Here is a 20,360-nt window from a genome sequence, read left to right on the forward strand (position 1 = left end):
GCGTTGGGGCTTGCCCAGTCACCATAAACATCTATTACGCCGATGTCAGCGCGGCGACAGAAACTTTTGCCGCAATTTGTTGCGCAATTGCCTTTAAAGCTTTGGCCGAGGCTGAATCTGGATCAGCAACCGTAATGGGTACACCGCGATCGCCACCTTGACGTAACGGAATCTCTAAAGGTACACAGCCTAGCAAAGGTACACCTAATTCTTGAGCCGCCTTTGCTCCTCCCTCTGAACCAAAAATATCGTATTGGCGATCGGGCATGTCAGGGGGAATAAAGTAGCTCATGTTCTCGACAATGCCCAACACAGGTACACCCATTTGCTGGAACATTTTCAATCCTCGGCGCGAGTCTAACAGGGCAACCGTTTGGGGGGTGGTGACAATGACAGCTCCAGCCATTGGTACCGCTTGAGCCAAAGTCAACTGAGCATCTCCAGTCCCAGGGGGCATATCCACAATCAGGTAGTCTAGGTCGCCCCACTGGGTCTGATAGAGGAACTGCCGAATAATTCCATTCAGCATGGGGCCGCGCCAGATTACGGGTTGGTCAGGGTCAATCAGGAAGCCCATTGAAACTAGCTTGACCCCGTGGTTAAAGGCAGGCTCTAAAATGTCTCCTTGTGGACCTTTGGACACCATCACTTGGGCATCTGTCAGACCCAGCATCGTTGGAGCGTTGGGGCCATAAATATCTGCATCGATCAAGCCCACTTTGGCTCCCGCTTGGGCCAAGGCTACTGCCACGTTCACAGCGACTGTGCTTTTGCCAACGCCACCCTTTCCACTAGAGATGGCAACAATATTTTTCACACCCTCAATGCCAGTGCGATCGGGTAGCGACTTTTGGTGTGGGGTTTCGGCAGTGACCTCTACCTTGACTTCTTGGACTCCAGGCAGAGTTTTGACTGCTCTCTGACAATCTTCCACAATAAATTCGCGCAGTGGGCAGGCAGGAGTGGTTAGCACCAACGTAAAACTAACGGTTCCATCTGCGATCGCGACGTTACGGATCATATTCAATTCCACCAAACTCTTGCGAAGCTCAGGGTCTTGAACGGGGCGTAGAACTTCTAAAACTGAATCAGCATTAAGCATACGGGATGATCAATTCTCCACCCTAACTGCGACGGGAGGATACAAGCTCACTTAGCTTTTCCTCTAGTGCAATCTTACCGTTACCTCGGGTGGATGCGTGTGGGATGCGATCGCTCCAAGTCGTTAATACTGCATCAAAGCTGCATCAAATTAAGATTAAAAATCAAAACAACTATTCCCTGGCGATCGAGTTCTTGCATCCATTGGTACAGTTGTCATCGCCCCCTGCTCTGCCGCTTGTGCTAACTTGGTTGCCACTCTGGCAGCGTAGGGTTTAGTTAGGGACCAGACTAAAGGAGAGAGCCAGCCTCGCAAAGTGACTGAGTAAGAAACACGAGTGCCACAAACAGTGGATTCGACTTGGTACGTTACTCTTTCTTCTACCCCAGGAATGGCCAAAATTCGGACGCTGAGTAATTCGCCCGGATTGACGCGCTCCACAAAAATTCGAATTGGAATCGGACCCAAGCGTGTCATAGCCCGATAAATTAATCCTGGTTTTACTACCAAGCCGTGAGGAACATCAGTGCTAGCCAGTAGAGGGTGCCAAGACACGTCGGTGAGGTCACCAATCTTGCACCATAAATCTTCCACAGAGGCTGTACTGAGTGCTTGGTAAGTTCTCACCAGAGAATACTGAAACTTGATCCGATGACGCTGAAGCCGCCGTTTCGTCCAGAATTTTGCCATTTTTATCCCCGCATCGAGTTACTTCAATAGGTTGGGATAGCGCCGATCACTGCTTCGCTCAATCCTAACAATCTCGATCGCTTACCTAGGATTAGACATCATAACTACTGGACTGGGGGAGTGCGATCAAGCTAAAGATAGATCAAGGATTTGCTGACTCCAACCTTCTCTAGGTTCCCAGCGGAAGGGGATCTTCAAGTTTCAGATGCTGTTTCTCAAGTGCTGCTTCTCAAGGAATGTTGTCAAAACGTATCAACTCTGCCAATTTTGTTCTGCTATCTGTTAAGCTTTTTGCGATTCTCTCGATAAAACTCTATAGAAGTTTACGCACCGCAAGACCCTGAGATTTGGTCTTGAGTCATTTCACTCAGCCTGCCTGAACTATCCCTAGCTAAGCTTTGGGCTTGTAAAAACTGTTAACTTCTGTTGAGATTTCAGCACGCCAGCCAAACTTTTTAACGGTATTGCACTGAAGGCTATGACTACTTCTTCCACTCCTGAGGCAACTGCATCTAAACCGACCCTTCCTACTGACTCACGCCAACGAGTCAGTCAGTTCTTGAAAGACCTGCAAGATCAAATTTGCCAGGGTTTGGAACAGCTAGACGGGCAAGCAACATTTCAAGAAGACGCTTGGGATCGGCCTGAAGGGGGCGGCGGGCGATCGCGGGTAATGCGAGAAGGCAGAGTGTTTGAGCAGGGAGGGGTGAACTTCTCTGAAGTCTGGGGTTCTCATCTACCCCCCTCCGTTTTAGTTCAACGTCCAGAAGCCGCAGGTCATAAGTTTTATGCTACGGGCACTTCGATGGTGCTACATCCCCGGAACCCCTACATCCCGACGGTGCATCTCAACTACCGCTATTTTGAGGCTGGCCCCGTTTGGTGGTTTGGCGGTGGAATTGACCTCACCCCTTACTATCCTTTTGCGGAAGATGTGGTGCATTTTCACCAAACCCTGAAGCAAGCTTGCGATGCTCACCATCCTGAGTACTACCCCACCTTTAAGCTGTGGTGCGACGAATACTTCTACTTGAAGCATCGTCAAGAAACGCGAGGGGTAGGCGGTATCTTCTTTGACTACCAAGATGGACTCATTAATCACTTGTATCGCGGTCTGGAGGCAGAAGGCCCAGCTGCACTCCACAGCAATCAAGTAGGCCAGATCGGTAGCCGTAGCTGGGAAGAGATCTTTAGTTTCATTCAGTCCTGTGGTCAAGCCTTCTTACCTGCTTACGTACCCATTGCCGAACGCAGACAGAATACAGAGTATGGCGATCGCGAACGTAATTTCCAACTCTATCGTCGCGGTCGTTACGTCGAATTCAACCTGGTTTATGACCGAGGCACAATTTTCGGTCTGCAAACCAATGGTCGCACCGAATCGATTTTGATGTCTTTGCCGCCTCTGGTGCGTTGGGAGTACGGCTACGAGCCAGAGCCCAATACTCCTGAAGCTGAACTGTACCAAACCTTCCTCAAGCCGCAAGACTGGGTTAACTGGTTTTCTTCCGCCCCTCAGAGCTAAGGTAAACTACGGGAGGTAGGTGCCGCGATCGCCAGAAACTTTTCTGTCCGATATGTTATAAACTTCTGCCACCTGCCAACTATAGATAAGGCGCAACTCGTGTCTTATTCGGGGAGCCTACAGACTTAACGATGGCTGGTTGCCAATTAACTGACCCATCAGTAGCTCAAGCTTTTTGAGTTGCCGCTGCTACTGATTCTCTAACGGTTGGTTGTAGACATCAGCCCATTAACCCAACGACCCATTATTGCTAGGGGAGGATCGGCGATCCCAATGGAGCAGAGAACTTATACAACCCAAGACGGTACAACCGTCATTGTCTTAACCCCTACCGGACGCTTAGACATTACAACCGCTTGGCAATTTCGTCTCAAGTTACAGGAATGTATTTCTAAGTTGAGCCGCCATGTGGTGGTGAACTTGGGCCAGGTCAACTTTATTGACAGTTCTGGTCTCACCTCTCTAGTGGCAGGGATGCGTGACGCCGAAAAGGTCAAAGGCAGCTTCCGCATTTGTAACGTGCATCCAGAAGCCAAGCTTGTCTTCGAAGTCACCATGATGGACTCAGTATTTGAAATCTTCGAAACTGAGGATGAGGCTTTAGAAGGTGTACCTAGAGGGATTGCTAGCTAAATATCTTGTATTTGGTCGGCCCACATCGCTATTTACTTAAAGCGCCAGTTCGCTGGCAAAGTTTTGGCGCTTAGTAAATTCATAAGGTCCCCAAATGGCCCCCACAGTACTTGACCTGTGGTTGGGTCTATTCCTTTGTCATAACTTGTTTCTGATTGTCAAATTCACCACAAAGGCAGTGGGCTAGAGCAACTAATTCAGGCGAAAATTGCATGGTGGCTGAGACTCCGTAATCTAAAATTGTAGAATACAGAGACAGTCATCCTTGATTGGCGCGCTGTTGCCTTGGCAAACTTCCCGTCAAGCGAGAGAATGAAGTTACTGATCCCCTCAATGCTTCCTGTGAATAACGTTCGCACTGTTTCAGATACTAAGCGCAGCTTCTATACGGTTCACACCCGTCCCATCAACTCCATTTACCGACGGGTCGTGGAAGAGCTGATGGTAGAAATGCACTTGCTTTCGGTCAATGTTGACTTTCATTACGACCCTATCTACGCGCTAGGAGTTGTGTCCTCTTTTGACCGTTTTATGCAAGGCTATCGCCCAGAGCAAGATAAAGCCTCAATTTTTAATGCCCTTTGTCAGGCTTTAGGAGCTGATCCTCAAAAGTATCGTCAAGATGCTGAGCAGTTACAAGCATTGGCGACTCAAGTGTCTCCGCAACAACTAATTTCGCCCACTGGAGAACTCTCTAGTCTACCGGGTGGCCAGATGCTTCAGGAAACCCTACAAGCGATCGCAACCCAGCCTAACTTCAAATACAGCCGCTTATTTGCGATCGGTTTATTTACCTTCTTGGAAGCCGCTGATCCAGAACTGGTTAAAGATGAAAAACAGCGAACTGAGTTCTTAAAGCAAGCGGGCACCCAGTTACACCTGCCAGAAGATAAAGTCCAAAAAGATTTGGAACTCTATCGCAGCAATCTAGAAAAAATGGCTCAAGCTCAAGCCGCGATGGAAGACATCCTCAACGCTGATCGCAAGCAGCGGGAGCAACGGGCGCAGGCAAAGAGCGAAACGGCGATCCCTTCCGACGCTCCTAAAGACGAAGCCCCCTCCGCTTAGATAGAGGCAAGCTGAGAGAGAGATAGTACTAAAGCTGAGTTGGCCTGATTAACTACACAGGCTAACTAGCAATTACTTCAGCCACGAGTTGCTGACAAAGCGATTTTAGCTCTCCCTCGTTGCTGTTAATGGTGTTTTGGGCGATTCGCTTGAGGAAAGTAATATTTTCTAAGCTGGCATCATCAATGTGGTTGCCGCGATCGAGCCTACCAAGAGCATGGAGCGAAGCTTGGAAACGGTAGTAGCGCTTTGAGTTAACTTCGGTATCCTCGGTAGATAGCAACTCTTGCAATTGATAGTCCACGGTGTCGCTGACACCATCGGACACAATATTGAAAATAGGGCGAGCCCACTCCAATAAGCCCCAATTCTTGATCTGAGCATAATTGAGGCTAGCGCTTAGTTCGCCTGTACCGAGAGAAACGACCAGAAAATCGTGAGTTTCGGGATGATTTCTTCTGGCTTCTACGTAAGCACACATGGCGGGATTGTTGGCAAACACGCCACCATCAATAAAGGTAGAGGGTACTAAACCTTGCTTCGATCTGGCTTGTAACGGCTCAAAGTAGGTTGGAGCAGCAGATGTGGCACGAGCGACAGTCGCCATTGGAAAGTCGCGATCGCGATCTGCCTTGGCTTTCCGGCTTTTGAAGAAGTAAGGACACCGTAACTCGGTATCGTAGCTAGGAATTAAAACCGTTTTTATTGATTGGCTCAATAGGGTGTCGCCAAAGTATTGCCTGAGAACGGTTTCGATGCCGATCGCTGGATACTTTTGGTTAACTAAGCTGCGTAGTTTACTCAGCGAAGATTTAGGGAAAATTCGTTGTCCTTCGGCTTCGTATAAATGCACGAGATCAACTGCTGAATAGGCAGGTTTGCCGTTAGGGTTGGGCTTGGTTAAACCCAAGGCTAAAATTCCGCCTGTTGAGGTTCCGGCGATCACATCAAATAACTCGGCGATCGCTCGGCCTGTGCGTTTTTCAATTTCAGCCAATAGCATCGCTGGAATGACTCCTCGGATGCCACCACCGTCAATTGCTAAAACCTTAATCAGGCGAGACATAGGCTTCTCCCATATTGCTCCTTTAAAACTACTGGGTCTACCCACTGTTGTATCCAAGAACTCATGGAACCGCGATCGCGATTCGCCAAGTTTTTAGTCAACAGTAACTAGACCCAGTTAAAAATTACCCGTTAGCCAACCAATTAGGGTGGCTGTAAAGTTTAGCGTCTGCCGCGCACAGGCACCTTGTTCAGGTAGTCGATGTCAAAAGCAGAGAGGCGCTGTGCATAGTTCACTTTGGGTGCGATCGAAGCCGCTACTTCCCGGAAGCGACGAGGATCGCCTTCAGGCAACTGCCGATCTTGGAACTTGCGACTGTAGAATTTCTCCAAGGTGATGCGCCAGTCAGTGGTAGCGGTACCAGCCACTTCCTGATAATCTTCGCCGTAGCGAGGCAGGAAGGTAAAGGGCCGATTCTGCATCCGCTTACGTTGGTAAGGGACAGTGTTATCCCCAAAGTTTTGGGTGTACTCTTCACTGTCCACCAGCGCATCCACAAAACCGTGGAAGCCTAGAGTGCCAATCTTAATCGACCAAGCGATTTTTTCATCTTGGTTGTAGGGTTCACGACCCAACAAACGCTTTAAGCAGACTTCTACCAAACGGTAGTTATCGTTCACGCCTACGACTAAGGTGTAAAAGCGCTCTGATTTTGCCAATTCGCGGATGAAGTCACGCACCGTAATGGAGCCGTTAGCCAAGCGAGTTTCTAGAGTCACTTGACGGTTAAACTTCAGAACCAACTGTTCGTTAAACACTTGGCGATAAGCCGCCCAAACCAGTTGACGCAATTCTTCAGGAGAGCTTACGTTCTCCGTCCGATAGATGTAAGGGGTGTCTTCGTTTTGGTCGGAAATGCCAAAGCTACGAACCCGGTGATTTGGAGCAGTCGGTTTGTATTCAAGTAACGGCAATGCCATGCCAGAATCTCCCTTATAAAAATAGTTAAAAACTTACAATGCCTAGAGCGGGTAAACGATATCACCGAAGGAACTTCTCAATTCCACGCCTCTCTTGGATTGTACGCTTTTAGCGGATCGGAAAACCAGCGGATGTATTGATCGAAGCCAGGGTGCCTGCGGGCTGCGCGTCGCGAGTGGTATCCGGAATCTGAATGTTATCGGTTTTGACCGTCACAAACTTGGCTTGAGGCAACTTGAGCGATCGCGCCATCGCCAAGAAGTTGTTGACATCGCCCCACTTGTAGCGATCGCCTTCTTCCTTATCGCGCCAATAGCTGCTGTAACGGGGTGTGACCAAATTGAACGGGCGGTCTTTATAGCGACGACGTTGATAGGGCACCGTGTTGTCGCCAAAATTTTGGCTGTACTCTTCGCTATCTAGCAAAGCATCGACAAAGCCGCTCAAACCTTGGGTCGCGATCTTAATCGACCAAGCGATTTCTTCGTCTTTGTTATAAGGAGCACGGCCCAATAAGCGCTTTAGGGTTAACTCCACCACGCGATAGTTGGAATTGGTTTCTACGACCAACCGCCAATAAACATCAGACTTTGCCAAGCCCCGGATAAAATCCCGAACTGTAATGGCCCGATTTTTGAGTTGAGACTCTAAAGCCGTTTGGCGGTGGCTACGTAAGCTTTCGTGCTCGCTGAACACCTGTCGGTAAGCAGCCCAGATAATTTCTTGGATATCACCCGTAGAACTACCGCTTTCTAACTTGTAGATATCGGAATTATCTTCATTTGGCACTTCATAACCAGCCACTCGCTGATTTTGTGAAGAGGGTTTGTACTCTAGTAGAGGAATTGACATCGGTAAACTCCTAAATAGTCCTGCAATCGAATCGCCCCGATTCGTCAGCCTGAAAGTGGGCTGATTAGACCTTGGGTTGAGTCGGAATGTAACGATAGGGCAATGCTACGTTAGTCCGCTTCACGCTTGGGGGCGTTGGTGCGCCATGAGTCGAATCAGTCTGACCTGCTTTATAGCTGGCTGCGACAGCCCGTGCTTGGTCTGTGGTGCGTTGGTAGCTCACTTGAGGCACCAACATGCCTTGAACCATATTCAGGAAGTTTGCTGGAATTCCTTTGCGAATCACTTGCAGATCGCGATCGCCCGCTTGGTACTGCCGACCCTGAGCAAACGCACTGCCACTCCCTGCGGTAGCCAGCTGAACCCGCCAATAGTCGCTATAGCGAGGAGTCACTAAGTTGAAGGGTCTACCCTCCATCCGTCGCCGTTGGTAGGGCACGATGGAGTCACCAAAGTTTTGGCGGTACTCGTCGCTATCTACGACAGCATCAATGAAGCCGTGCAAGCCTCGTGTGGCAATGACAATTGACCAAGCGATTTGCTCATCTTTGCCGTAACTTGCCCGCCCTAGGAAGCGCTTGAAGGTGATATCAACCAGGCGATAGTTAGAGTTGGTATCTGCAACTTCGCGACGATAGACATCAGATTTACCCAAAGCTCGCACAAACTCCCGCACAGAAAGCTGGCGGTTGCGGAGTTGCGACTCTAAGGGAAGTTGACGGTACTCTTCTAGAATTAGGTGCTCACTGAAGATTTGGCGATAAGCCGCCCAAATCAACCCCTGGACATCCGAGTCAGAAGCGGTTTCTGTAAAGCGATAGAGCTGAGGAGCATCTTCATTGGGCACCTCGAAACCTGGAACCCGTTGATTCTGGGTTTTGGGTGTAATTTCAAGGAGTGGAATAGACATAGGTAACGTTTACCACTTTATCGAGTAACAAAAATGACAGCCGATCGCTTTAATTGCCGATCGCTGTCAACTGATTGCTCAATGCGTTTAGCTGCTGTTGAGCCATTTCAGCTCTGGCCCGCACAGCTAAGTCAGCATCGGTTTGAGCAATGTGATTGAACTGGGCTAAGATTCGTGCAGCCACCTCTCCTTCAGTAGCCTCTCCGGAGGAAGCTAAAGCTTGGAGGCCCACTACCGCTGCATAACGAATATCCCAATCTGGATGCTGGACTAGCCCCAGCAATGTCTGTAGCGCCCGTTGCTGAGCTGCTTGGCGTTGCTCGGTTGGAAGTTGTGACCAATGCAACTGGCCAATTCCTTTAGTGGCAGCGCGCCGTACACTTGGAGCAAAATCGGTCTCTGCGGCATTGATCAGAACGTCTAAAGCTCGCGGATCAGCGATCGCAGCTAAGGCTCGAAATGAGCAAGCCCTAGCACCGTAGTTATAATCATCTAGCTGATCAATCAGAGGTTGAACCGCTGCCTCGCCTAACTCAACTAATCCCTGCACCGCGATCACTGCCGCTTCTGGGTTGTTGTAGCCTAAGGCTGAAATTAGTGTCGGAATACCTGCCGCTAATCGTGCTTCTGCTAAGGCTTGAACTGCAGCCACTAAACTAGCGGGAGCAGCCGCTTGTTCGACAGCACGAATCAGATCAGAAGCACAAGCAGAATGGGTCATGGCTGTATTAGGTTCAAGAACATGGGCAATGGATTTTGAGGGAGATCAATAAATTAAGTGTTTGATGACCCCGGAATCCGTGACCGTCTACAGCAATGAGTCCATCAGATTCATGACTCGCTCGGTAGACGGTGAAACCAAGACAGCCTGTGGTTGCTGCTTAAGGTGGTTTTCTAGCAAGCTTTTGAGGGCCATTACTTTAAAGCTATTTTCCACAGAGGCTTGGGCGATCGCCTCGGCTCCTGACAAATAACCGCTAGCACCGATGTCTAGCAAAATCATGCGCCGCATTTTTAGGTCGCTGTTGGCTAACTCTTGAACCAAACGTTCTCCATAAACTGGATCTTGCGTTAGCACATATAGCGCCCGTGCCGCCCCATGCCGTACCCGATCCAACGAATGTGCTAGGAAAGGTTCGATCAGGGGAACCGCCTCTGTCACCTTTAAGGCTTCTAAGGTTTCCATTGCTGCCTCAGCAGGTTGCGTCAAGTGAGGTCGCCCTGGAAATAGCTGCACCGCTGCCACCCCGCCTTCGAGCCAAGACATGAGTACTGGAACGCAGGTGCGATCGCCCAACATGCCCAAGGACTGAGCGGCAGCTTCGCGCACATAGTAGTCAGAGCAATCCAGACAACGCAGCAACCCTGGCACAGCCCGACCATCTGCCAATTTTCCTAATGCTCGGACAGCATTTCGCCGCAGCGGATAGCCCCCTAGCTCAGTGCGATCGGCTTCATCATCTAGGGCTGCAATCAGGGCATTCACCACTTCAGGTTCACCCTTAGCAAACTTTCCTAGCCACCAAGCCGCATAATAACGGAGGCTTAAGTCCTCATGAGTTAAGTTGGCGATCGCTTGCTCAACGGTTAAAGCCTCGCCACCAGACGGCTCAGTTGAAGGTGACTCAGATTCAGATGACTGCTGCAGACTGGTTTCCGACATGAATCTAACAGGTCTAACACAGGAAGTTGGCAGAGACAATCACGCCAGAATTAACTTTTCGGAGCTGGCCCAGCAGATGCCTTGTCAGCTTTTACATTGGCTTCCACATTGGCTTCTGCGGTCGTCTCAATGTTTTTGTGAGCTGCCGTCGCTTCTGATTTTGCTTGGGGCTGATCAGAAGTCAAGGGCTGAATGCTAACGATTTTGCCGCCCAAACGATTAATTCGCTGCATTTCTTCGCTCATGCGGTTGTAGGGCACAGTCACAAAAGTGCTACCGCTAAGGCGAATGGGATAACTCAGCTTGTTGGAGCGGTACGTCTGACGTAGACCTCTCACCTCAACGCGGAACATCCGACTCGCTGAGTCATCCAACGTTGTATTGCTTCCTAAGGACGCTTGACCAAACATATTGCAACAACCTCATCAAAATTTAGACATTTAACTCGGTGCTGGTTTCATCTCAGGATGAATAACCGGGAATATAAAGAGTTTTACTCCCTTGAGGCTAAAAGTTGGCTAAGCGGCGATAGAGGTAATGTTGACAATTTTGCCGCCCAAACGGCTAATCCGCTGCATTTCTTCGCTCATGCGGTTGTAGGGCACAGTCACAAAGGTGCTGCCGCTGCGACGAATGGAATAGTTTAGTTTGTCAGCTTCTTCGTTTTGGCGGAGACCTTGAACTTCGAAGCGGAACATCCGGCTAGCCGAATCGCTCAATGAAGATTTTCCTAGAGCAGTTTGACCAAACATCGTTACAATAGCTCCCATGAAGTTGAACTAGATGATTTCAGGCAGTAATGGCAAGCTCATTTGATTGATGCCTGCCATTACAGTCTTTTCTTGAAGACTCAATTCAGTAAGACGCTAGCAATCAGCCAGTCCTAAGCAGGGCTAACGCTAACGATAGTGCCGCCCATGCGATGAATCTGTTGCATCTTGGGTAGCATCTGCTCGTAGGGAATGAGATACGCAACATTGCTGCGACGGACTTTGGGATAGCCAGGATTGCGAATTCCTGTAACTTCTAGACGATAAATCCGTCCGCTTTCACCCCAAGAGCCACCCAAGGCCTTGTTAGGAGTGTCATCGCCAACGCTGCTATGGAAGCCACGGCTACCTTCACCCGTTGGTCTAACGATGGTAGAAGCGCGGTTCTGAGCCAATTCGCGGAATAGGTGAGGAGTTTTACCTGCAACTTGAGCGCGATCGCTGTTGGCATAACCACGATAGAGCTGGAACATGCGAGTAAAGCCTGTGGTTCTTACCCCTGGATCGACTGAGAAACCCCGGTAGTAAGGCACCACGTTGTTGCCAAAGTTATCTTCGTATTCAGCGCTGTCGATGTAAGAGTCGATTTCAGCGTCGTAACCTTTTTCGTTGTAAAGGTTGAGGTGGAAATTAATTTCGTCTTCTGAATAGGGAGCACGACCGAGCAAGTGCTTGTAATTCAGTTCAATAAAGCGAGTATTGGAATTAGGAAAAAGAAATTTGTTTTTATAAAGATCGGACTTCGCGATCGCCCGGACAAACTCCCGCACCGTGATGTTGCCTTGGCGGAGTTGAGATTCGCTATTAGTGAGGCGCTCAGACTTCATCACGTAGTCATTGCCTAAAACTTGGCGATAAGCCACCCGAATTACGGCTCGAAGATCATCTTCTGACCAGTCCGGACGCAATTCTACTCTAGTTGCATCAAACGCAGAAACGCCGAGCTTCCCTGCTTTCGCCAAATTAGACGCTGCTAAACCGCTCATGCATGCCCTCCCAACACAAAAGATTTTCGAAGATTTTTATATTCAAATTGAGAAAAACAATGCCCGGGAAGATAAACAACTGCTAACACTCGCCAGCACTTGCATATCTTTCCGGGCCATGCGTTCAACTAGCTTAGAGCGTTGATTGCGTAGTCGATGTAAGCGTTAGCTTCTACAGCAGCTTGTCCGGTGATACCGTGGTTAGCTTTGATGTGCTTCAGAGCTTCAACGTACCAGCTGTTGGAGAGGTCGAAGGTCCGGTGCATTTCATCTAGACCAGCGAGGAGGTACTCATCCAAAGGACCTGTGCCACCAGCAACCAAACTGTAGGTGATGATGCGCACGTAGTAGCCGATGTCACGAGCACACTTGGACTTACCACGAGCATCAGAGGCCATGTTGTTGCCTGCTTGCTGGGTGGTGTATGGGAACTTTTGGTAAACAGCGTTAGCTGCACCATCAACCAGTCTTTGAGCATTGCTGGTCAAAGTACGAGCAGCTTCCATAGCAGCAGCGGCACGCTCATAGCGACCATAAACTTGGTGCATTTCAGCGTTGCTGAGGAAACGGCCTTGAGTATCTGCTGCTGCGATCGCTTCGGTAATGGGGGTCTTCATAGTTGTGGTATCTCCCTAAATATCCTGTTCTGCAAAGTTTTTGTAGAAACGTGATCCGTTACTGAGTTAAAACGGGGGCTAAATTAGCCAACTGCAGCAGCAGCACGGTCGAAGTAGCTAGCGAGTTCAGACATCAACGCATTGCAATCACCCTTGGTGATACCGTTGGGGTCGTTAGCAACTGCGATCGCAGCATCCTTCATTTTTTGAACGCCAGCAGCAACAGAACCACCGGGTACACCTAGAGCTTGGTAGGTCTCGCGAAGGCCGTTCAAGCAGCGATCGTCGAGAACACTGGAATCACCAGCGATGGTTGCGTAGGTTACATAACGCAAGATGATTTCCATGTCGCGGAGGCAAGCAGCCATCCGACGGTTGGTGTATGCGTTACCGCCGGGTTGGATCAGTTGAGGCTGCTCTTCGAACAAAGCACGAGCTGCATTAGCAACGATGGTGGAAGCGTTGCCAGTGATGCGGTTAACAACATCAAGGCGCTTGTTGCCTTCTTTAACCATGTTGCTTAGGGCATCGAGCTGAGAACCGCTCAGGAATTCGCCCTTAGCATCAGCCTGAGAAACAACCTTGGCGAATGCATCTAACATGGACTTTTTCTCCTAATTTTGACTTGAGTTTGAATCTGATTTCAGAGCTGGGATGTTAGTTCAGCCATTTCAAGCTGCTTAGGCAACTTGGAAAGGTGCGACGGACATAAACCAAAACTTTTAAGGTCTCTCATCCCCCAACTGGCTTGCCGAGGGCAAACAGTAAAGGTAGTTTAAGAAATCTGAGAAAATTTCATATTTGTATGAGAGAACTCAAAACTCAAAAAATCGGCGCTTTGGTTAACTTTTGCCTGTCGTTTATACCCTTCAGGTTATTTTTATACACCGCGACAGAGGCTTTGTTTATTACAAGTTATTAAGACGAACAAACCTATGCGAACGATTAATTCAAAACCTTATCAATCAAAGGCTTCAGGTAACCCAAAATCGAAAGTATCATAATATTTTGTTACATTAACACTAAGTATTTATGCTTCTTTATCTATCAAGAATTGATTTTATAATTTTTTAATAAAAGCTCAAAATAAGACCTAGTAAAGACTTCGGATTTTAAGTTTTTTCCCTGCGAATTTAGCGCTTGTGTAGATATGTGTAACTTAAAATTTCGACTAAATGTTTAAGTTTGGTAAAGCAATCCGTCTCTTCAACACCTCTAAGAGGGTCTTAAAAACAGCCGGAGGTGTTGCTATGACTTCGATCTGCTCGTTTGAGATGGGATGCTGGAGTCGCAATTTCCAGGCATGTAACGCTTGACCCGGTAAGTTCACACCCAGGGAACGATGGGAACTATAAACCGGATCTCCCACAACCGGATGACCCATGTGGCTGCTGTGAACCCGAATCTGATGAGTCCGGCCAGTTTCTAGCTGAAAATGCATCAGCGTGTAGTTGCCCAATCGCTCCAGCACTCGCCAATGGGTTACAGATCGACGGCCCCCCCTTTCTTCTAGGACGATCGCCATCTTTTTGCGATCGACAGGATGACGACCAATGGGTAGGTCAATGGTGCCGCTCTCCGCCTTGGGAGAACCGTACACCACAGCTAGGTATTCTCGACGGGCGGTTTTTGCCTTCAGTTGGGCTTGCAAGTGGTGGTGGGCCTGGTCAGTTTTGGCGATCGCGATCGCCCCGCTGGTGTCTTTATCCAGACGATGGACAATTCCCGGTCGCTGCACCCCCCCAATGCCAGGGAGAGCATTTAGCCCCGATAAGGTTTGGCAGTGAGCTAACAGCGCGTGAACCAGGGTGCCTGATTCGTGCCCTGGGGCGGGATGCACAACCAACCCAGCAGGTTTATTCACAATCAGCAAATGCTCGTCTTCGTAGAGGATATCGAGGGGAATTTTCTCCGGTTGTAACTCTAGCGGCTGGGCATCAGGAATTTCGACCTGTATGCGATCGCCTGTTTGCACTGTGACTTTCTTGGAGGTGCAAACTTGACCATTCACCTGCACTTGGCCTTGCTCAATCAGTTTTTGCAACCGAGAGCGAGATAAGTCAGGTAATTGTTCTGATAGCCAGCGATCGAGCCGTTCCCCAGCCTGTTCAACCTGTAAATTAACTTCTGAAGCCAAAGTAACTAGCCCTCAAAACCGAACTATGGCATGCGCCTCTTCCATTGTCGGTCCTGAAGCTGCTCTAAGAGCGAATTGAAACTGCTACAGCAAGCAGTTCTAAGGGATATCTAAACTCCTCAGAACCACAAACAGCAGAACCAATGCCCCCTTCATCCCTCATCCCTCATCCCTCACGCCCAATTCCGAAGGCCGAGAACTAGAAAGCAGGGCATGTAAATTAACCACTGAGCCAATCACCGCGATCGCTGGGGCGCTAAATTCAGCGGCTTCCATCTGGGCCACGATAGTGCTGAAGGTGCCAATGAGTTCTTCTTGGTCTGGACGAGTACCCCAACGAATTAAGGCAATGGGGGTTTCTGCTCCCAGCCCAGCTGCCTGTAGCTCGCTTAAGATGTAGGGCAAGTTGTGAATCCCCATATAGACCACAATCGTCTCCGAGCCGTGAGCGATCGCTGACCAATTGACTTCTGGACGGTATTTGCCTGCGGTCTCGTGACCTGTGACAAAGGTGACAGAAGAACTATGCAAGCGATGGGTGAGGGGAATTCCGGCATAGGCGGGAGCAGCAATTCCAGAAGTCACTCCCGGCACAACCTCCACAGACACCCCTGCTCGCATCAAATCTTCCATTTCTTCGCCGCCGCGACCAAATACAAACGGGTCGCCGCCTTTGAGACGCACGATCACTGCTTGAGTTTGAGCTTTTTCGATCAGGAGTTGAGTAGTTTCTTCTTGCACCAAAGAGTGACGGCCCCGGCGCTTACCTGCATCGATTTTTTCAGCACGAGGATTAATCAAGGCCAAAATTTGGGGGCTGACCAGCGCATCGTAAATGACGATATCAGCGCACTCCAGTAGGGTTTTGCCTTTCACTGTCAGCAAACCTGGGTCTCCCGGTCCTGCGCCAACTAAATACACCTTACCGAGGTAAGTTGGAGCACCAATGGTTGTGAGGTTAGCGTCAGCAGTCATAGAAGTTTTTAGATGCAAGGAGAGGGAGCAGGAACCGAAAACCAGTACCAACAAAATTAGGCAATGCCTCAGCCTAAAAGAGTTGGCTTAACAAAACTGAAAGATCTGATACAAAAATTACCTAGCTGTCTCTTACTACTTACCCGTGAGCGGACAGGCGATCGCTACCTTGGGGTCGAGTAACTTGGAGCAGAATTGAGGGGGAGATCTAAAACCAGAGAAGCCAGGGCGGGGCTAGTTCCAAGGGGTTCGGCCAAGATAAGTTCTACGTCTGGAAATTGCCAAGACAGTCGCTGGACTAACTGGGCGATCGCATCTGTAATGCCCCCCGCGAACAAGAAATAAGGCAGGATACCCACTCGGTGATGACCCACTTGCACCAAGTCAGCCACCGTTGACTCTAAGCTGGGGGGCACCGACCAGTAAGCAGGCACCGCATTAAGTTCAGCCGCGATCGCCTCAATGGGGGCATTCGCCTCAGGTCGTCGGCTGCCATGCGACAGCAGAACCCAGGCATCTACGGCAGTACTTGCCATTGGAGCTGCCAGAAGCTGATTTAAGTTGGGGTGAGTGCCTAAGTAGGGAGAGACTTGCAAGTTGAGATTTGTCCCTAAAGCAGTTTGGGCTAGCTCCACTTCAGCCGGAATGTCTTCCATCACATGCACCCCTGGTAACAAAAAGAGGGGCACTAGCTGCATCACTGGCGATTCACCTGGCAGCATTGGCTGGGTTTTGAGATGGGTTTTTAGGGCTAAAAGGCGATCGCCAAATTGTTGAATTTGCTGGTGTAGGGGTTGCGGCCCTAGTTCTAGGCAAGCAGTTCCGACTAATGGCAAGTACGGGTGGCAAATCGTGGCTGGTGCGGGTGCGGCAGTGGGTTTCAGCAAAGGCCTTGGTGGCTGAGGACTATCCACATAACTTAAGTGAGGTGCCACATCTTGGCCTTTCTCCCCGCCTTTGTCTCCCAAGCGATAGCGCTGCTGGATTTCTTGGCTCACCAACTGGGCCAATTGTTCCACCGCGATCGCGGGTCGAGGATCACGGCTACCATGAAACACTAACAAGTAGGCAGAGGGTAAGTTCAAGAGTGCGCCAAAAAATTCAGATCTTCATTGTAAATTGTATTTTTACAATCCCAGAGAATTAGTATAAATAGGCGCTATTTGACAGCAAATTTTTACTTGTAACTCCCGATTAACTCATGGTCAATCTAGGTGTCGTGCCCAAAAAGAAAGGTGCCTAGTGGCACCTCAGAAGAGTTTATGAAAAGTTCACTTGGGTCTGCGTTCTTTCAGCACAACTCTTAAGTACGTAAACCTGGCTAATTGCTAGAAGGTTAATTGCTAGAATTGGCTGCTTGAACAAAAGCCAGCGTCAAACTGTCGTGAGTCAAGAAGTGAGCTAAGTGAAACGCTCGATCTTCCGTCTTCAGTAGAATTTGCTCATAAAGATAGCGAGTGGCGCGATCGCCCAGGCTTTCAGCTTGTCCTGCTTGGCGGCGTAGCAACTTAATCAGAGCTTGCTCAGCTTGGAGGTCGTTTTCTACCATTTGGCGGCAAGAGAAAACACCATCAGATTCTGGAGTAAAGCAGCAGAGTTCTGCGAGCTTCGTAAAGCTGGCTACTGGCACGCCACCTAAACCATCTAAGCGTTCGCCCACGTCGTGAGCATGGCCTTGCACAGCTGCGTAGCCTTCCGCGAAGAATTCGTGTAGAGAATAGAATTCTGCACCTTCAACCACAAAATGGTGCTTTTGATACTGCAAATAGAGCGCTTGGAAACTTGCGAGTGCAATGTTTAGCCCTTCACACACAGGAACGGTTACACTGCGTTCCAACAAAATTGGATTATCGTAAACTTGGTCAACAGAACGTAATAAGTTTTGAGTTTCAGACATCGTTTCCCCTCCCGTGTCACTGTCTTCAAGACTGTGAATAAACTCAATCTACCACGCTGATTTTTAGAGTCAACCAGGGGCTTAATTCCTATTAGGAATGATTGTCAATATATTTGAGAATTTGGCTTGCAAAAATTTAGTTCGTACTGCGATCGCCCTGATTCCTAAAGGGTTTGAGCTAAGATCGAGTGAGATTAATTCACAGAAATAATTTTTTTGATTTCTCGATTTCTATCTCTTCAGGGGTAGAGATTAGAATTGATTTATTCCACTTTTCTTAACAGAGTGGATGCTGCATTCAGCTAATTTGGTTGCGATCGCTTCGGCATGCCGCCACCAATAAGAGCCTCCTACCCAAACCCGCGATGGCAAATGGCCCACTGGCGCAGAACGATTGAATTTCAGGTTGCTATAGATAGGAGCAGAGTTGTGTAGAGGCCAACCGATGCGTTGGCAGAAGCTGCCGTAATCTGACTCAACGCTTTGATAAATTTGGGTTTGCACCGTCCAACCAAAGCGCTTTTGGCTGTGTTTTGTCCACAGGCCATCAATAATTTGTATATCTTCGCAGGGCAATTTGCTAATGTCACCCGGTAGCAAATACCGCCCTAGCGGTTTACCCAGCGCTTGGCAGAGTACTGCCCAAGTTTCTTGATCGGCTGCCTGCCAGTGAGCCGCTGCTAGCAAATCTCGCAATTTGGTGTAGTCCACCCCAGTAGCAGACAAACCTTGACGGAGTACATGAACGGGAGCCACAGCGGGCGATCGCACCTGAGAGGAAATCAGTTGGGCCTGTTGGATGGGAGAACGAGCAGAAGTGGCAATGAGTTGATTGGTATTGATTGCTTGCAAGACTTCATCAGCCGACTGATACCTTTGGTTGATCGCTTCTTGGAGCAGTTTGTCGAGAATTTGCCCCAAGCGATCGCTGACTCTTCTCCCCTTGGGCAAAAAATCCCGCCAAGCCCAACTATTTTCTGCAATATCAAACATGTCTAAGGCAGGCACTTGGGTCAGCAGATGAATGCAGGTCACACCTAAGCTGTAGAGATCGCTGGCAGGCACAACCTTGCCTTTGGTCTGCTCTGGGGGCATGTACTCTGGACTGCCAATGATGGTGCCAGCACAGGTGAGGTTGTTCCCAGCTAAAGATTTCGCCACGCCGAAGTCAATCAACACTAACTTGCGATCGCTTAAGGACTCCACTAGCGATCGCGCTACTGGCTCTGTTTCCGCTTCTGGTGGCTGCAATCCCATTGTCAGCGGTAGGTTAGGGCGGTAGCGCATGATATTGGCGGGTTTAATGTCGCGATGAATGACCTGGTGCTGGTGAATGAACTTCAACACAGGCAGCAAATCTTGCAGTAACTCCCAAATCTTGCTCTCGCTAAACCTACCCTGTTCTTGCAACTCTTGCGCTAGGGTTTGGCCCCTAATCCAAGCTTGAACTAAGTACAGCCGCTGCTCTTGCTCGAAGTGAGCTAGGAGTCTAGGAATTTGTGGATAGGTTCCCAACTCTTGCAGACGGACGGCTTCTTGGTGAAACAGCTCGACGGCTTTGGTGAGGCTACCCGTGTGTATGGGCACATGCAGTTGCTTAACCACACAGAAAGGTTGGAAAGGTAAATCTTCGTCTACTGCCAAGAAAGTTCTGCCGAAACCGCCGCGTCCGAGTGGTTGCAGGGGCCGATAGCGCTCTCTGAGTAACAGACGACTACCACAATGTTGGCAAAACTGAGCAACGGTGGGGTTGCTGGGGCGTTGGCAATCCGGATTCAGACAGTAGCTCATGCGCGATCGCGGATTTAGGTGATGTTCTATACCTAAAGGATTTTTGAGCTACCCGAACGATTTCTTACAATTCTTGAATATTAGAGTTCTGACATGCAGTAAATTTCGCCTGTTGTTCAATGCGATCGCGCTATCGTCTTTGAGCCTTATAGATATAGAAAGTGTTGAAAGCTGCCACGGTTTCAAAGTGGTAAGCGGGCAACAAAGAGCCACCCAGAGAGAGATAGGGCGGCAAAAGCGCATTCACAGACAAGTCAGTTTGATAAGTACTGAAGAAGATGTAGTTTTGGCTTTGAGTGTTTTCGGCTACCAGTTGCTCCATCTCGCCGCGATTGTTTTCTGCGAGGGAGAGACAGCGTTTCTGCAAGCCAAAGGCGGTAGGGGCTTGGGAACAGATACTGTCTTTTAAGTATGTCCCTAGCTGCTCAGCCGCGTATTTGTTGTAGGCCGTTTCGTTGGGATTGGTGAGTGCCGAAGCAATTCCCATGCCTAGCAGAGCCGTTAACCCTGTTAATAATGCGGCTGTCTTGACACCTTTCATATAAACCTGTTGCGAGTTGCTCTGCCGTGATCTGTGCTGAGTTAATCGCTGAAGTGACTTCTCCCGACGCTGACTCTACGAGTACAGGGCGGGCTTCTCAGGATCGCTCTTGAGACTTTCGAGCTTCATAGCCAGTTGTCTAGATATTGTTTCCAATACCCCCGACACCTCGGCTCCACTCGCAATTTCAACACCCGATAGACCACGGGCTTCTAT

The 20,360-nt window shown here is 49.2% G+C and carries 22 protein-coding genes; 3 read left to right on the plus strand and 19 right to left on the minus strand.

Annotation, left to right across the window (positions count from 1 at the left end; translation table 11 throughout):
* Positions 1-34: 34 nt before the first annotated feature.
* Both KME12_22010 and KME12_22015 read right to left on the minus strand, forming a co-directional pair.
* On the minus strand, positions 35-1,102 hold the full coding sequence (locus KME12_22010; protein MBW4490462.1) for an Mrp/NBP35 family ATP-binding protein: 1,068 nt from the start codon (positions 1,100-1,102) through the stop codon (positions 35-37).
* A 156-nt stretch (positions 1,103-1,258) separates the two neighbouring features.
* Complete coding sequence (locus tag KME12_22015) at positions 1,259-1,792, minus strand: SRPBCC family protein (GenBank protein MBW4490463.1); 534 nt, start codon at positions 1,790-1,792, stop codon at positions 1,259-1,261.
* Positions 1,793-2,270: 478 nt separating this feature from the next.
* Here KME12_22015 and hemF point away from each other — a divergent pair, with 478 nt between their 5' ends.
* The 3 genes from hemF (at position 2,271) to KME12_22030 (ending at position 5,018) form a co-directional block, all read left to right on the plus strand.
* The gene (hemF, locus tag KME12_22020; GenBank protein ID MBW4490464.1) at positions 2,271-3,317 is read left to right on the plus strand and encodes an oxygen-dependent coproporphyrinogen oxidase; all 1,047 of its coding nucleotides are present in this window, start codon (positions 2,271-2,273) and stop codon (positions 3,315-3,317) included.
* Positions 3,318-3,590: 273 nt separating this feature from the next.
* Positions 3,591-3,950 carry an STAS domain-containing protein gene (locus KME12_22025; GenBank protein ID MBW4490465.1) on the plus strand — a complete coding sequence of 120 codons (360 nt, stop codon included), beginning with the start codon at positions 3,591-3,593 and terminating at the stop codon, positions 3,948-3,950.
* Positions 3,951-4,292: 342 nt separating this feature from the next.
* Positions 4,293-5,018 (plus strand): photosystem II biogenesis protein Psp29, encoded by a 726-nt coding sequence (locus KME12_22030; protein MBW4490466.1) that lies wholly within the window; start codon positions 4,293-4,295, stop codon positions 5,016-5,018.
* Positions 5,019-5,079: 61 nt separating this feature from the next.
* Here KME12_22030 and KME12_22035 read toward each other — a convergent pair whose 3' ends face one another.
* The 17 genes from KME12_22035 to KME12_22115 all read right to left on the minus strand — a co-directional run bounded on the left by KME12_22035 (position 5,080) and on the right by KME12_22115 (position 20,144).
* Positions 5,080-6,084 (minus strand): patatin-like phospholipase family protein, encoded by a 1,005-nt coding sequence (locus KME12_22035; GenBank protein ID MBW4490467.1) that lies wholly within the window; start codon positions 6,082-6,084, stop codon positions 5,080-5,082.
* A 161-nt stretch (positions 6,085-6,245) separates the two neighbouring features.
* On the minus strand, positions 6,246-7,004 hold the full coding sequence (locus tag KME12_22040; protein ID MBW4490468.1) for a phycobilisome rod-core linker polypeptide: 759 nt from the start codon (positions 7,002-7,004) through the stop codon (positions 6,246-6,248).
* Positions 7,005-7,113: 109 nt separating this feature from the next.
* The gene (locus KME12_22045) at positions 7,114-7,857 is read right to left on the minus strand and encodes a phycobilisome rod-core linker polypeptide (protein ID MBW4490469.1); all 744 of its coding nucleotides are present in this window, start codon (positions 7,855-7,857) and stop codon (positions 7,114-7,116) included.
* A 64-nt stretch (positions 7,858-7,921) separates the two neighbouring features.
* On the minus strand, positions 7,922-8,767 hold the full coding sequence (locus tag KME12_22050; GenBank protein ID MBW4490470.1) for a phycobilisome rod-core linker polypeptide: 846 nt from the start codon (positions 8,765-8,767) through the stop codon (positions 7,922-7,924).
* Between the two features lie 49 nt (positions 8,768-8,816).
* On the minus strand, positions 8,817-9,488 hold the full coding sequence (locus KME12_22055; GenBank protein ID MBW4490471.1) for a HEAT repeat domain-containing protein: 672 nt from the start codon (positions 9,486-9,488) through the stop codon (positions 8,817-8,819).
* Between the two features lie 87 nt (positions 9,489-9,575).
* Positions 9,576-10,430 carry a HEAT repeat domain-containing protein gene (locus KME12_22060; GenBank protein MBW4490472.1) on the minus strand — a complete coding sequence of 285 codons (855 nt, stop codon included), beginning with the start codon at positions 10,428-10,430 and terminating at the stop codon, positions 9,576-9,578.
* Positions 10,431-10,480: 50 nt separating this feature from the next.
* Positions 10,481-10,840 (minus strand): phycobilisome linker polypeptide, encoded by a 360-nt coding sequence (locus KME12_22065; protein ID MBW4490473.1) that lies wholly within the window; start codon positions 10,838-10,840, stop codon positions 10,481-10,483.
* Between the two features lie 108 nt (positions 10,841-10,948).
* The gene (locus tag KME12_22070) at positions 10,949-11,182 is read right to left on the minus strand and encodes a phycobilisome linker polypeptide (GenBank protein ID MBW4490474.1); all 234 of its coding nucleotides are present in this window, start codon (positions 11,180-11,182) and stop codon (positions 10,949-10,951) included.
* 131 nt (positions 11,183-11,313) lie between these two features.
* Positions 11,314-12,186 carry a phycobilisome linker polypeptide gene (locus tag KME12_22075; GenBank protein MBW4490475.1) on the minus strand — a complete coding sequence of 291 codons (873 nt, stop codon included), beginning with the start codon at positions 12,184-12,186 and terminating at the stop codon, positions 11,314-11,316.
* A gap of 128 nt (positions 12,187-12,314) precedes the next feature.
* On the minus strand, positions 12,315-12,803 hold the full coding sequence (gene cpcA / locus KME12_22080) for a phycocyanin subunit alpha (protein ID MBW4490476.1): 489 nt from the start codon (positions 12,801-12,803) through the stop codon (positions 12,315-12,317).
* An 83-nt stretch (positions 12,804-12,886) separates the two neighbouring features.
* The gene (locus KME12_22085; protein ID MBW4490477.1) at positions 12,887-13,405 is read right to left on the minus strand and encodes a phycocyanin subunit beta; all 519 of its coding nucleotides are present in this window, start codon (positions 13,403-13,405) and stop codon (positions 12,887-12,889) included.
* 569 nt (positions 13,406-13,974) lie between these two features.
* Positions 13,975-14,940 carry an RluA family pseudouridine synthase gene (locus KME12_22090; GenBank protein MBW4490478.1) on the minus strand — a complete coding sequence of 322 codons (966 nt, stop codon included), beginning with the start codon at positions 14,938-14,940 and terminating at the stop codon, positions 13,975-13,977.
* A gap of 159 nt (positions 14,941-15,099) precedes the next feature.
* Positions 15,100-15,915, minus strand: a complete 816-nt coding sequence (cobA, locus tag KME12_22095) for a uroporphyrinogen-III C-methyltransferase (GenBank protein MBW4490479.1) — start codon at positions 15,913-15,915, stop codon at positions 15,100-15,102.
* A 164-nt stretch (positions 15,916-16,079) separates the two neighbouring features.
* Complete coding sequence (locus KME12_22100; GenBank protein ID MBW4490480.1) at positions 16,080-17,000, minus strand: sirohydrochlorin chelatase; 921 nt, start codon at positions 16,998-17,000, stop codon at positions 16,080-16,082.
* Positions 17,001-17,251: 251 nt separating this feature from the next.
* Entirely contained in the window at positions 17,252-17,812 is a 561-nt protein-coding gene (locus KME12_22105; protein MBW4490481.1) for a DNA starvation/stationary phase protection protein, read from the minus strand.
* Between the two features lie 252 nt (positions 17,813-18,064).
* Complete coding sequence (locus KME12_22110; protein MBW4490482.1) at positions 18,065-19,603, minus strand: GUN4 domain-containing protein; 1,539 nt, start codon at positions 19,601-19,603, stop codon at positions 18,065-18,067.
* Positions 19,604-19,733: 130 nt separating this feature from the next.
* Entirely contained in the window at positions 19,734-20,144 is a 411-nt protein-coding gene (locus KME12_22115) for a DUF4359 domain-containing protein (GenBank protein ID MBW4490483.1), read from the minus strand.
* Positions 20,145-20,360 lie beyond the last annotated feature (216 nt).

Origin of the sequence: Trichocoleus desertorum ATA4-8-CV12 (assembly GCA_019358975.1) — a bacterium.
GTDB classification, from domain to species: Bacteria; Cyanobacteriota; Cyanobacteriia; order FACHB-46; family FACHB-46; genus Trichocoleus; species Trichocoleus desertorum_A.